This is a genomic window from Mycobacterium ulcerans subsp. shinshuense (assembly GCF_002355775.1).
In the GTDB taxonomy this organism is placed as follows: domain Bacteria; phylum Actinomycetota; class Actinomycetes; order Mycobacteriales; family Mycobacteriaceae; genus Mycobacterium; species Mycobacterium marinum.
The window spans coordinates 920,136-933,423 of the sequence record NZ_AP017624.1; the positions used below are offsets into that span (position 1 = coordinate 920,136).

10 protein-coding genes and 1 pseudogene are annotated in these 13,288 nt (G+C 63.6%); 6 read left to right on the forward strand and 5 right to left on the reverse strand.

Annotated features, from left to right (window positions below; all coding sequences use genetic code 11):
• The first annotated feature begins 39 nt into the window (after positions 1-39).
• Positions 40-789: an SDR family oxidoreductase gene (locus SHTP_RS04410; RefSeq protein WP_096369887.1), complete on the forward strand. Its 750-nt coding sequence runs from the start codon at positions 40-42 to the stop codon at positions 787-789.
• A 99-nt stretch (positions 790-888) separates the two neighbouring features.
• Here the strand turns inward: SHTP_RS04410 and pgi are convergent, their stop codons facing one another.
• From pgi to SHTP_RS04425, 3 genes are read right to left on the reverse strand one after another with little or no spacing between them, the layout of a single operon-like run.
• Positions 889-2,553, reverse strand: coding sequence for a glucose-6-phosphate isomerase (gene pgi / locus SHTP_RS04415; protein ID WP_096369888.1), 1,665 nt, complete (start codon positions 2,551-2,553; stop codon positions 889-891).
• 42 nt (positions 2,554-2,595) lie between these two features.
• The gene (locus tag SHTP_RS04420; RefSeq protein WP_096369889.1) at positions 2,596-3,591 is read right to left on the reverse strand and encodes an esterase family protein; all 996 of its coding nucleotides are present in this window, start codon (positions 3,589-3,591) and stop codon (positions 2,596-2,598) included.
• Between the two features lie 38 nt (positions 3,592-3,629).
• Positions 3,630-3,944: a chorismate mutase gene (locus SHTP_RS04425; protein ID WP_011742005.1), complete on the reverse strand. Its 315-nt coding sequence runs from the start codon at positions 3,942-3,944 to the stop codon at positions 3,630-3,632.
• A 391-nt stretch (positions 3,945-4,335) separates the two neighbouring features.
• On the opposite strand from SHTP_RS04425, the pseudogene SHTP_RS04430 reads away from it, so the two are divergent.
• From SHTP_RS04430 to pcrA, 4 genes and pseudogenes are all read left to right on the forward strand, one after another.
• Positions 4,336-6,027 (forward strand): annotated as a pseudogene (locus SHTP_RS04430) (PPE family protein); the annotation flags it as partial.
• 131 nt (positions 6,028-6,158) lie between these two features.
• On the forward strand, positions 6,159-7,361 hold the full coding sequence (locus tag SHTP_RS04435) for an ISAs1-like element IS2404/ISMul1 family transposase (RefSeq protein ID WP_420811867.1): 1,203 nt from the start codon (positions 6,159-6,161) through the stop codon (positions 7,359-7,361).
• Positions 7,362-7,442: 81 nt separating this feature from the next.
• Positions 7,443-7,718, forward strand: a complete 276-nt coding sequence (locus tag SHTP_RS04440) for a hypothetical protein (protein ID WP_231991705.1) — start codon at positions 7,443-7,445, stop codon at positions 7,716-7,718.
• 80 nt (positions 7,719-7,798) lie between these two features.
• A complete protein-coding gene (pcrA, locus tag SHTP_RS04445) occupies positions 7,799-10,108 on the forward strand; it encodes a DNA helicase PcrA (RefSeq protein WP_096369890.1) in 2,310 nt (769 codons plus the stop codon).
• Between the two features lie 78 nt (positions 10,109-10,186).
• Here pcrA and SHTP_RS04450 read toward each other — a convergent pair whose 3' ends face one another.
• Entirely contained in the window at positions 10,187-10,771 is a 585-nt protein-coding gene (locus tag SHTP_RS04450) for a hypothetical protein (RefSeq protein WP_172900503.1), read from the reverse strand.
• A gap of 3 nt (positions 10,772-10,774) precedes the next feature.
• Complete coding sequence (locus SHTP_RS04455) at positions 10,775-11,842, reverse strand: M23 family metallopeptidase (protein ID WP_096369892.1); 1,068 nt, start codon at positions 11,840-11,842, stop codon at positions 10,775-10,777.
• A gap of 274 nt (positions 11,843-12,116) precedes the next feature.
• Between SHTP_RS04455 and sucC the strand changes: the two genes are divergently transcribed.
• Positions 12,117-13,280 carry an ADP-forming succinate--CoA ligase subunit beta gene (sucC, locus tag SHTP_RS04460; protein WP_096369893.1) on the forward strand — a complete coding sequence of 388 codons (1,164 nt, stop codon included), beginning with the start codon at positions 12,117-12,119 and terminating at the stop codon, positions 13,278-13,280.
• Positions 13,281-13,288: the final 8 nt, after the last annotated feature.

Consider the following 13,288-nt stretch of genomic DNA (forward strand, 5'->3'; position numbering starts at 1 on the left):
ACAACTCGACGCTGGGCGGGCAGCCGATATGCTGCGCGAATGACCCGCCAGAAAATTCTCATCACCGGCGCCAGTTCCGGGCTGGGTGCGGGCATGGCCCGCGCTTTCGCTGCCCGAGGCCGCGACCTAGCGTTGTGCGCGCGACGCACCAATCGTCTCGAAGAATTGAAAAGCGAACTCGCGCAAAAACATCCAGAAATCACGATCGCGATAGCCGAGCTGGACGTCAACGACCACGACCAAGTGCCCAAGGTATTTGCCGAGTTGCGCGATGAACTGGGCGGCATCGATCGCGTCATCGTCAACGCCGGCATCGGCAAGGGTGCACCGTTGGGCTCGGGCAAACTGTGGGCGAACAAGGCGACGATCGAGACCAACCTGGTGGCGGCGCTGGTGCAGATCGAAACGGCGCTGGAGATGTTTCACAAGAGCGGTTCTGGCCACCTGGTGCTCATCTCCTCGGTGCTCGCCAGCAAGGGAGTGCCGGGCGTGAAAGCCGCCTACGCAGCGAGCAAAGCTGGCCTGAGCTCGTTGGGCGAGTCCTTGCGCGCCGAGTACGACAAGGGCCCGATCACCGTCTCGGTGATGGAACCGGGCTACATCGAGTCCGAGATGACGGCGAAATCGGGCAGCACAATGTTGATGGTGGACAACGAAACCGGTGTCAACGCGCTGGTCTCCGCCATTGAACGCGAACCTGGCCGGGCCGCGGTGCCCTGGTGGCCGTGGGCGCCGCTGGTGCAGTTGATGCGGGTGCTGCCGCCGCCGCTAGCCAAGAAGTTCGCCTAGCGCCTGCTCGCGCCCCTAGTGCCTAGGTGCGCGAGCGTGCGTGTCTGTGCGCGACACGCCGTTCGCTTGTGCACAATTGCGCACGCTCGCGCCACCGCTCTAGCCGGTGCGTCCGCGTTGGGTTCGGTATCGACGTACCAACGCGTCGGTGGAGCTGTCCGACTGCCGCTGCGGTGAGCCATCGCTGGTGATCACCGGAAGCAACGCCTTTGCCTGAGTCTTGCCCAATTCCACGCCCCACTGATCGAACGAGTCGATACCCCACACCACGCCTTCGGTGAACACCTGATGTTCGTAGACGGCGATCAGCTGTCCCAACACCGACGGCGTAAGCCGTTTGGCCAGAATGGAAGTCGACGGCCGGTTGCCGGGCATCACCTTGTGCGGCACCACCGCGGCGGGGGTGCCCTCGGCGGCGATCTCCTCGGCGGTCTTGCCGAACGCCAGCACCTGGGTCTGGGCGAAGAAGTTGCTCATCAACAGGTCGTGCATGCTGCCGGTGCCCTCGACGGTCGGCAGGTCATCGATGGGCTGACTGAAACCGATGAAGTCTGCCGGCACCAGCCGGGTGCCTTGATGCAGCAACTGGTAGAAGGCGTGTTGACCGTTGGTTCCTGGCTCGCCCCAATAGATTTCACCAGTATCGGTGGTGACCGCTGTACCGTCGGCGCGGGTCGATTTTCCGTTGGACTCCATGGTCAACTGCTGCAGATAGGCGGCGAATCGCGCCAGGTCATTGGAGTAGGGCAACACGGCGCGCGACTGCGCACCCAGGAAGTTGGAGTACCACAGCCCGATAAGCCCAAGCAGCGCAGGCGCGTTAGACTCCGGCGGAGCGGTCCTGAAGTGCTCGTCGACGATGTGGAATCCGGATAGGAAGTCGGCGAAGGCCTCCCGGCCGATCGCGGCCATCACCGAGAGTCCGATCGCGGAGTCGACCGAATAGCGTCCACCGACCCAGTCCCAGAATCCGAACATATTGTCGGTGTTGATCCCGAAGTCGTCGACCAGACGCCGGTTGGTGGAGACCGCAACGAAGTGTTGCGACACCGCCGCATCGCCGAGTGCGTCGGTTAGCCAACGCCGTGCGGCGGTCGCGTTGGTCAGCGTCTCGAGGGTGGAAAACGTCTTCGACGCGACAATGAAAAGTGTTGTGGCCGGGTCCAAGTCGGCCAGCGTGGCGATGAGGTCGGCCGGGTCGACGTTGGAGACGAAACGGGCTGAAATCCCGGCGTCGGCGTAGTGGCGCAGCGCTTGGTAGACCATGACCGGGCCCAGATCTGATCCGCCGATGCCGATGTTGACGACGGTGCTGATCCGCTTCCCGGTGGCGCCGGTCCACTCCCCACTGCGCAACCGGTCGGTGAAGTCGCCCATCGCGTCCAGCACCGCGTGCACGTCCTCAACCACGTTGCGGCCATCCACGATCAACTCGGCGTCACGGGGCAGCCGCAGCGCCGTGTGCAGAACCGCCCGGTCCTCTGAGGCGTTGATGTGGGCACCCGCGAACATCTGGTCACGGTGTGCTTCCAGATTTGCCGTACGCGCCAGATCGACCAGCAAACTTATTGTGTCGCGAGTGATCCGGTGCTTGCTGTAGTCGATGTAGAGGTCGCCGACGGTGACCGTGAGATCGTGGCCGCGATTGGGATCGTCGGCGAAGATCTGCCGAAGGTGGGTTTCTCCGATCTGATCGTGATGCTTGCGCAGGGCTTCCCACGCCGGGGTGGCGGTGATGTCAGGGATTGATTGCTCGGAGGTCATGGTTCGACCCTAATGCGGTCGGATTCGCGCTAGTAGGGGCGTCTAGCCCGCGCCCAGCACACGTCGTAGATCCGGCAGGATGGCCTGTAACTGCGCGCCCCAGTACTGCCACGTGTGTAGCCCGTTGTCGGGAAAATTGAATACGCCGTTGTAGCCGCCGGCCGGTTTGTATTTGCTCTGGAATGCCTTGTTGCTCACTCGGGTGGCGTTTTCCAGCAGACTGGCCCCGGGCTTGTCCCCGCCCAGTTCTGCCGAGGGGGTGCCGTTGCCGGAATAGACCCAGATGCGGATGTTGTTGGCGACCAGCTTTGCGGCATTGACCGTCGGATCGTTTTGCGCCCATGCGGGATCCTCCGCAGGGTCCCACATGGCATCGGAGTGAAAGCCACCCGCACCCAGTTGCGCGACACTGACCAGCGACGGCCACTTGCCCGCGGACAAGTTCAGAAAGCCCGACATGGACGAGGCGTAGACGAAGTTGCTGGGCTGGCGGGCCGCCAGGATCAGCGACGCGGATCCGGCCATCGACGCGCCCACCACCGCGTTGGCCATCTGGCTGACGCCCTTGTTGTTCTCCAGCCAGGCGGGCAGTTCCTCGGTGAGGAACGTTTCCCACTTGTAGGTCCAGGTGCCGCCGTTGCCGACCGCAGGCCGGTACCAGTTGGAGTAGAAGCTGGCCATTCCACCCGTGGGCATCACGACGGACAATCCCGACTGATCGAACCAGTCGGACACCGGGGTGTTGATGTCCCAGCCGTTGTAGTCGTCGCGGGCGAGCATGCCGTCGAGCAAGTACACCGCGTGTGGGCCGCCGCGCTGGAACTCCACCTTCACCTGGCGGTGCATCGCCGGCGACGGGACGGTCAGATACTCGATGGGTTGGCCGTGGTGTGACCACGCGGATGAGGTTGCCGAAGTCGAGGACAGCGCGACGAGCAGGACTAGCAGGGCGGCCGCGGACATCCACGTCAGACGGCGCGCCCGTGAAATCCCAGCCGGCTTTGCTGCATCCATTTCGGCGGAAATGTACCGCAGCATTGCCGCAATCTGCGGCAAAGAGCCGCGTTAGTGACCGTTTAGTGGCCGAGTCGACCTCTACCCAACCGCAAAAGCAGAATTGCCAGGTCTTTACCCTCGGGTCCCAGCTCGCTGTAGCGCTCGATGACCTTCATCTCGCGGTTGTGCACCAGTCGGGTGCCGCCGGAGGCCATCCGGGCCTTGCCGATCGCCTGAGACACCTCGGCGCGCCGCTTGACCGCGGCCAGGATCTCGCGGTCCAACCGGTCGATCTCTTCGCGCAGCTCGTCAATGCTGGGGAGATCTTCAGTGTCGATAGTTTCGGTGTTCATTTCTAACTCCGCGTTCTCGTGAGGTGGGGGTTCTGGTCTCATCCGGCATCAGGCCTCACGCGAGAGACGAGCCCCGATCGCCGAAGCGGACCACGGGGCTCTGCGAAAGCAGCTACGCCTCGGGTACTGCAGGCGGGTACCCGTAGAAAAATCGACGCTGCGTGTTGAGCACCAGGAGAGTGTGCCATTAACGGCCGCACCTGCGCAAAAAGGGGTATGGGTTGTGGGCCCGGGGCGGTGGCCGAATCGCACGCGGTTTGCGGCGATCGCGCTTGCTGGGAACCGCCTGTGAATCATGGCCCGGTTGCTGGAAAGCGCACGGATCCCGGATCCAGGAGCTTGGATATTCGCAGGCTCCGAATTCGGTGCGGCCGGGAGGCGGCGGCTCAGCTTCGAAGCCTGGCTAAGACCGCTATTGGGAAGGGCTGCGGCAATGAACTTTTCGATTTTTCCTCCCGAGATCAACTCCCTGCGAATGTTTACCGGCGTCGGTTCTGCCCCGATGCTTCAGGCCGCGGCGGCGTGGGAAGGCCTGGCCGGCGAGCTGGGGTCGGCGGCGGCCTCGTTCGCATCGGTGACCTCCGGGCTGGTTGGGCAGGCGTGGCAGGGCCCGGCATCGGCGGCAATGGCGGCTGCGGTCGCGCCCTACACGAGTTGGCTGAGTGCGGCGGCGGCGCAGGCGGTCGGTGCGGCCGGTGCGGCCAAGATGGTGGCGAGCGCGTTCGAGGCGGCGCGGGCGGCGATGGTGCTGCCGGCCGCGGTGGTGGCCAATCGAAATGCGTTGGTGCAGATGGTGATGTCGAACATCTTCGGTCAAAACGCGCCGGCCATTGCGGCCGCCGAAGCCGCCTATGAGGAAATGTGGGCGCAGGACGTCGCGGCCATGTTCGGCTACCACTCGGGGGCGTCGGCGGTGGCGGCGGCGCTGTCACCGTGGGAACAGCTGCTGCAGAATGTCCCTGCCCTGAGCCCGCTGGCGGCAATCGGCAACCTCGGCGCCGGGAATCTCGGATTCGGCAACACCGGAATCGCGAACCTGGGCAACGGGAACACGGGCAACCTCAACTTCGGCGGCGGCAACATCGGAAACTTCAACTTCGGCAGCGGAAACCGGGGCGGCAACGTCAACTTCGGCAACGGCAATAACGGCTTTTTCAATCTGGGCGGCGGGAACATCGGGTCGAACAACTTCGGCAGCGGTAACCGCGGAAACGGAAATATCGGCTTCGGGAACTACCAAAGCACCGGCGGCGCAAATATCGGCGGCGGGAACAGTGGCAGTGGCAACAAGGGATTCGGTAACACCGGAAACTACAACATCGGTAGCGGAAATTTCGGGAGCTTCAACTTTGGTGACGGGAACCGCGGCAGCAACAACTTCGGTTTCGGCAACACCAAGAGCGGCAACGTGGGTTTCGGCAACCTGGGCGCCAACAACGTGGGCTTCGGAAACCTTGGCAGTGGCAACGTGGGCTTCGGAAACACCGGCAACAACAACTTTGGGATCGGGCTGAGCGGCAACGATCAGGTTGGCATCAACTTCAACGGACTCAATGGCGGAAGCGGAAACATCGGCGTGTTCAACTCGGGCAACAACAACGTCGGCTTCTTCAACTCCGGTGACGGAAACTGGGGCATAGGGAACTCGGGTGACACCAACACCGGCATTGGCAACTCCGGTAGTTTCAACACCGGATTCGTCAACGCCGCCTCGCTCAACACCGGCATGGCGAACTCGGCCAACACCTGCTTGGGCGTCGGCAACTCCGGCGCCGGCGACGTCGGCTTCATGAACGCCGGTCACGACAATGTCGGGCTCGGCAACGCCGGCAGCTTCAACATGGGCTTCGGCAACGCGGGATCCGGAAACGTCGGCTATGAGAACGCCGACGGTGCCAACGTGGGCTTCGGCAACTCGGGTTCGGACAACACCGGGTTCCTCAACTCGGGCAGCGTGAACACCGGGTTCCTCAACTCGGGCAGCACGAACACCGGCGCCGGCAATTCCGGTGAGGTCAATACCGGCTTCGGTATCGCAACCGACAGTGGTGCGACCAACTCCGGCTTCGGGAATACCGGCAGCGGAAACTCGGGGTTCAACAACGACGGCAACCAGGGCTCCGGCGTTGTTGATTAGCAGGCTTGTGAGCTGGGTTGATGATCTTTGGTGCCGCGCTATTGGGGCCGGAGTGTAGGCACGGGCTATCTGGAGAACGATCGAGTTGGTTACTGTTCGTCGTTGGTCTGGAGTTGCCCGTGCCTACCGTTTCAGTATTGCCTGTGTCGTCGGTTCCAGAGGTGTTCGACCGCTGGAGTCCTGGTGAGCGCAGCGAGCTCATCGGATCGGAGTTTCTCGATGTGTTGGCCTCGGTGCCAGACCCGAGGGACCCACGCGGTCGGAGGTATTCGCTGATGGCTTTGTTGGCGATCGCGGTTCTGGCCACTGCCGCGGGGATGCGCGGCTATGCTGGTTTTGCCACATGGGCGGCCACCGCTCCCGATGATGTGTTGGCCCAATTAGGGGTCCGGTTCCGGCGGCCCAGTGAGAAGACCTTCCGTGCTGTTTTGTCTCGGCTAGACCCCGCCGACCTCAACGCCAGGATGGGCAGTTACTTCACTGCACACGTGGCCAGCAGCGACCCCAGTGGATTGGTGCCGATCGCGTTGGACGGCAAGATGCTGCGTGGTGCTTTACGCGCCAAAGCGACAGCCACGCATCTCGTGTCGGTGTTCGCCCACCGTGCCCGATTGGTGCTCGGTCAACTCGCTGTCGCCGAGAAAAGCAATGAAATTCCCTGCGTACGTGCCCTGCTCACGCTGCTGCCGGGTAGCTTGCGGTGGCTGGTCACCGTGGATGCGATGCATACCCAGGTCGTCACCGCGAAGTTGATCTGCGCCACCTTGAAGTCGCACTACCTGATGATCGTCAAGTCCAACCAAGCCAAAATACTTGCGCGTATCACCGCGCTGCCCTGGGCCGAGGTGCCCGCAGCCGCTACCGACGACTCCCGCGGCCACGGCCGTGTCGAGACCCGCACCCTGCAAATCATCACCGCTGCACGAGGAATCGGCTTCCCCTACGCAAAACAAATCATCCGGATCACTCGTGAACGCTTGATCACCGCCACCGACCAGCGCAGCGTGGAGGTGGTCTATGCCATCTGCAGCCTGCCGTTCGAGCACGCCCGCCCTACCGCGATCATGACCTGGATGCGTCAACACTGGGGAATCGAGAACAGCCTGCACTGGATACGCGACGTCACCTTCGACGAAGACCGTCAAAGGGCACATACCGGAAACGGCGCACAGGTCCTAGCAACGCTACGCAACACTGCGATCAATCTGCACCGCCTCAACGGCGCCGACAACATCGCCGAAGCCTGCCGGATCACCGCTTTGACCGCCAACCGCCGCCTAGACCTCCTCAATCCACAATTCCCCAGCTCACAAGCCTGCTAATCAACAACGCCGGAGCCCTGCGACGGCAACGACAACTCGGGCTTCCAGAACACCGGCACCTCAAGCGAGGGTTTCGGAAATGTGGGCAATAACCAAACGGGTTTCCAGAACACCGGCGGCACCAATACCGGCTTCTTCAACACGGGCACCAATGATGTGGGAGTCGGGAATTCGGCCAACCTCAACATCGGATTCTGGAATAGCACCGGGGCCGGAAACGTGGGCGTCATGAACACCGGCACGGACAACTCCGGTTTCATCCAGACCGGAACCGCCAACTCGGGCTTCGCCAACTCGGGCACCAGCAGCTCCGGCGGCCTCAACAAGGGTGACCAGCAATCGGGCTTCGGGAACTGACCCCGAATCCAGACGCTCGCCTGGGCGTTGGACCCCGTCGGCGCCAAGTCGTCGGCGGGCGGCGGTAAGTTTGGGCGGACATGACTGTTCAAGCGCCCGATGCCGACCAACTGCTGGAAGGTCTCAACCCACAACAGCGCCAGGCCGTGGTGCACGAAGGCTCGCCGCTGCTGATTGTCGCGGGCGCGGGCTCGGGCAAGACGGCGGTGCTGACCAGGCGGATCGCCTACCTGATCGCGGCCCGCGGTGTTGGGGTCGGTCAGATCCTGGCCATCACCTTCACCAACAAGGCCGCCGCCGAGATGCGGGAGCGGGTGGTGAGCCTGGTCGGCGGCCGGGCCAAGTACATGTGGGTGTCCACCTTCCACTCGACCTGCGTGCGCATCCTGCGCAACCAGGCGGCGCTGATCAAGGGCCTCAACTCGAACTTCTCGATCTATGACGCAGACGATTCACGGCGGCTGCTGCAGATGATCGGGCGCGATATGGGCTTGGACATCAAGCGATACTCGCCGCGCTTGCTGGCCAATGCCATCTCCAATCTGAAAAACGAATTGATCGACCCGGATCGGGCGGTGTCGGATCTGTCGGAGGATTCCGATGACTTGGCGCGCACCGTCGCATCGGTCTACGCGGAATATCAGCGCCGCCTGCGGGCCGCCAATGCGCTGGACTTTGACGATCTCATCGGCGAGACGGTGGGCATTCTGCAAGCTTTTCCCGACATCGCCGGGCACTATCGGCGCCGGTTTCGGCACGTTCTGGTCGACGAATACCAAGACACCAACCACGCGCAATACGTCCTGGTGCGGGAACTGGTTGGTCGCGGCAGCGAAGACGAGCCCGGGGACGTGCCCCCGGCGCAGTTGTGCGTAGTCGGCGACGCCGATCAGTCGATCTATGCGTTTCGCGGCGCCACCATTCGCAACATCGACGACTTCGAACGCGACTATCCCGATGCCACAACGATTCTGCTGGAACAGAATTACCGCTCGACACAGAACATCCTGTCGGCGGCCAACTCGGTGATCTCGCGCAACTCCGGACGTCGCGAGAAGCGGCTGTGGACCGATGCTGGCGCGGGGGAGTTGATCGTCGGCTACGTCGCCGACAACGAACACGACGAGGCGAGGTTCGTCGCCGAAGAGATCGACGCACTGGCCGAGCGGGACGAGATCACCTACAACGACGTCGCGGTCTTCTATCGCACCAACAATTCGTCGCGGTCGCTGGAAGAGGTGTTCATCCGCGCCGGCATTCCCTACAAGGTCGTCGGCGGCGTGCGCTTCTACGAGCGCAAGGAGATTCGTGACATCGTCGCCTACCTGCGGGTGCTGGACAACCCCGGCGATGCGGTCAGCATGCGGCGCATCCTCAACACGCCGCGCCGCGGCATCGGCGATCGTGCCGAGGCCTGTGTGGCGGTGTACGCGGAGAACACCGGCGCCGGCTTCTCCGACGCTCTGGTGGCCGCCGCCGAGGGCAAGGTGCCGATGCTCAATAGCCGTGCGGAGAAGGCGATCGCGGGCTTTGTCGAGTTGCTCGACGAGTTGCGAGGACGCCTCGACTCATCCGAGGGGGATCTCGGTGAGTTGGTGGAGGCGGTGCTGGAACGCACCGGATACCGCCGCGAACTGGAGTCCTCCACCGATCCGCAGGAGCTGGCCCGGCTGGACAACCTCAACGAACTCGTCAGCGTTGCCCACGAATTCAGCACCGACCTGGCAAATGCCGCCGAGCCCGAACCGGATGCCGAGGATGTGCCGGACACCGGCATGCTGGCGGCCTTTCTGGAACGGGTGTCGCTGGTCGCCGACACCGACGATATTCCCGAGCATGGCGCGGGCGTGGTCACCCTGATGACCCTGCACACCGCCAAAGGTCTGGAGTTCCCGGTGGTGTTCGTGACCGGGTGGGAGGACGGGATGTTCCCGCACATGCGGGCACTGGATGATCCGAACGAACTCTCCGAAGAACGGCGACTGGCCTACGTCGGCATCACCCGGGCCCGGCAACGGCTCTACCTGAGTAGGGCCATCGTCCGGTCTTCCTGGGGGCAGCCGATGCTCAACCCCGAATCCCGGTTCCTGCGGGAGATACCTCAGGAACTCCTCAACTGGCGCCGCCTTGCGCCCAAGCCGTCGTTCAGCGCGCCTGTGAGTGGAGCCGGCCGGTTTGGCACTGCGCGGTCAGCACCCGTCCGCACGGGCACGAGCAAGCGGCCGCTGTTGGTGCTGCAGCCCGGCGATCGCGTCACACACGACAAGTACGGTCTGGGCCGCGTCGAGGAAGTATCCGGTGTCGGCGAATCGGCGATGTCGCTGATCGACTTCGGTAGCTCGGGACGGGTGAAGCTGATGCATAACCACGCCCCGGTCGCCAAGCTTTAGCGGCTACTCGCCGAACCTGAACTCGTTGCGAAAAAGTTGCGAAATCGTCGCAGTGAGAACACATTCGGCCGGAGCCGGCTAGTCGAAAAGCCAGCGCCTGGTCTGGGGATGCAGCGCCAGCACCGCGCTCGCGATCGGCAACACCGGAAAGGCGTGCACGATCCAAGCGACGAGAGCGCCGGCGATGAACACGCCACCGTATGTCAATACCGCAACCACGGCGCCCACCACGATCAGGTAGCGCCCGAAAGGGCGGCGTAGGAACAGCATGATCACCCCGGCGGTGGTGGAGCTCGCGAAGACCAGCGCCGGAAATCCCACCGCGATGCAGAACAGGCGGTCGCTGCGCCACCAGCCGGTGATCAGGTCGGTGGCAACCACCGAGGTGGCCCATCCGTTGACGATGCTGACGGCCGCGGTTGCGACCGCCGTCCGCGAGCTTGGCTCGACGGGCAGCCCGTCGGGCAACGGCGGTAGCCGGTCTGCCCGCGCAGTCTCGTCAAGGGAGGTTGGGCGGTGCGAAATCTTGGCGGTCGCGGAGTCCGTCGTCACCGGTTGTGGTCCCGTCGGCGCGCGCCGAATGATGCGGGTCCGTGGCTCGTCGGCGGACGGGGACGGATCGGGTGGGGTCTCGCTCGCAGCGGGGTCGCCCGGTGCGGTCAACGGTCAGCCGGCGTAGTTGCCGACATTCAGGCCGCGCTTGGCGAGCCAGGGCACCGGGTCTATCCGCTCAGTGCCGCCCTGGAGCACTTCGAAGTGCAGATGCGGGCCCGTGGAGAAGCCCCGGTTGCCCATCGTCGCGATCTGATCGCCGGCCATCACCCGCTGTCCAACATTGACCAGCGTGGTGTTGACGTGCCCGTAGAGCGTCACGGTGCCTTCAGCGTGGCGGATTTTCACCCACATGCCGTAGCCGGCGGTGGGGCCCGCGTCGATCACCAGGCCGTCCGATACCGCGTAGATCGGGGTTCCGATGGAGTTGGCGAGGTCGATCCCGGCGTGCAGCACACCCCAGCGGTAGCCGAAGTTGGAGGTGAAAATGCCTTTGGTGGGCATGACGTACAGAGGCTGTTGCAGTCGAGCCTCGCGCTGGGCGCGTTCCTGGGCAAAGGCCACACCGCGAGCGAACTCGGCCTTGTGTGCCTCGACATTGGTCGCCGGTTGTGCGGCGATGACCTGAACCCCGCGGGCCTCGTTGCTGTCCGAGCCTCCGATAAGGGCCGATGCGTTCGCGGTCAGCACGGTGTCCATGCTGGTGACGTCGGATTGGTGGGTCACGGTATGCGCTGCGGCGGCGGCTGCACCGGCGGCCATGGACCCAATCAGGAGTCGACCCTTTGCTGCACTGGTGGACTGCTTGCTGTGCTGGCCACCACGGCGGGGTGCCGGGGCGACGTTCGCGGCCGTGGGGACAGCAGCGCTTGGCTCGGGGAGAGCCTCGCTGGTCGCGTCGACCAGTACCGGGCTGGGGGTTGCCAACCACGCCGGAATCAGATTGTCGATCTCGTCGAGATCGTCAAGCTCGGGCGCTTGAAGGAGCTGCCGACCGGTGTCGAACTCGGGATCACCAAAGTCCAAGTCGTCGAGATCGGCGAGCTCTAGCTCGTCAAGCTCGTCGAAACCATCCAGTGGGATGATCTCGGTGACTTCGTTGCGATGGTGCTGGAGCCAACGATCGCGGGATGTGCGAGGGTCGCCAACGACGGCAGTGCGGGCGTATCGGTGCTGGGACAATGCTGAAATGTCCTCGTATTGTGACCATAACGTTATCTGGACCCTGAGACGGTATCCGCTCTCGGAGGTGGCTGGCAACCTCAGTTTGGGAACCTGCCTAAAATGTGAGTTGGATCACGTTTAGATCCGCGGATTTTCGGTGACCTGCGCCACACCGGTGGATGTGATCGCCGGGCTCATTTGGCGCCTAGATACAGTTTGCAACCGTGCGAATTGCCGAATCTTGGTATCGCCTCCCTATTGGTCTAGCAAGTCGAGCGAAGACAGTGAGCCCATGGATCTATTCGAGTATCAAGCGAAGGAACTGTTCGCCAAGCACAATGTACCTACTACGCTGGGGCGGGTGACTGACACCGCCGAGGGCGCGCGGGCTATTGCCACCGAAATCGGTCATCCAGTAATGGTCAAAGCGCAGGTCAAGATCGGTGGTCGCGGCAAAGCCGGTGGCGTCAAGTACGCTGCCACGCCCGACGACGCCTACGAACACGCCAACAACATCCTCGGCTTGGACATCAAGGGCCACGTGGTCAAGAAGTTGCTGGTCGCTGAGGCTAGCGACATCGCCGAGGAGTACTACATCTCGTTCTTGCTCGATCGTGCCAACCGCACCTACCTGGCGATGTGCTCGGTAGAGGGCGGCATGGAGATCGAGGAGGTGGCCGCCACCAAGCCCGATCGGTTGGCCAAGGTCCCGGTGGATGCGGCCAAGGGGGTTGACCTGGCATTCGCCCGCTCCATCGCCGAACAGGGCCACCTGCCGGCCGAGGTGCTCGACGCTGCCGCGGTAACCATCTCCAAGCTGTGGGACCTGTTCGTCGGCGAGGACGCCACCCTGGTTGAGGTCAACCCGCTGGTGCGTACCCCCGACGACCAGATCCTGGCGTTGGACGGCAAGGTCACCCTGGATGCCAACGCCGACTTCCGGCACCCCGATCACGTCGAGTTCGAAGACCGTGCGGCCGCCGATCCGCTGGAACTCAAGGCCAAGGAACACGACCTCAACTACGTCAAGCTCGACGGCCAGGTCGGCATCATCGGTAACGGTGCTGGCCTGGTGATGTCGACCCTGGACGTGGTTGCCTACGCCGGTGAGAAGCACGGTGGGGTCAAGCCTGCCAACTTCCTCGACATCGGTGGCGGCGCCTCGGCCGAGGTGATGGCCGCCGGCCTGGATGTCGTGCTGGGCGATTCACAGGTCAAGAGCGTGTTCGTGAACGTGTTCGGCGGCATCACCTCATGCGATGCGGTGGCCACCGGGATCGTCAAGGCGCTGGAAATCCTCGGTGCCGAGGCGAACAAGCCGCTGGTGGTCCGGCTCGACGGCAACAACGTGGAGGAGGGCCGCCGCATCCTGACCGACGCCAACCACCCGCTGGTGACGCTGGTGCCGACGATGGACGAGGCTGCCGACAAGGCCGCTGAGCTGGCCAGCGCCTGAAAGGACTT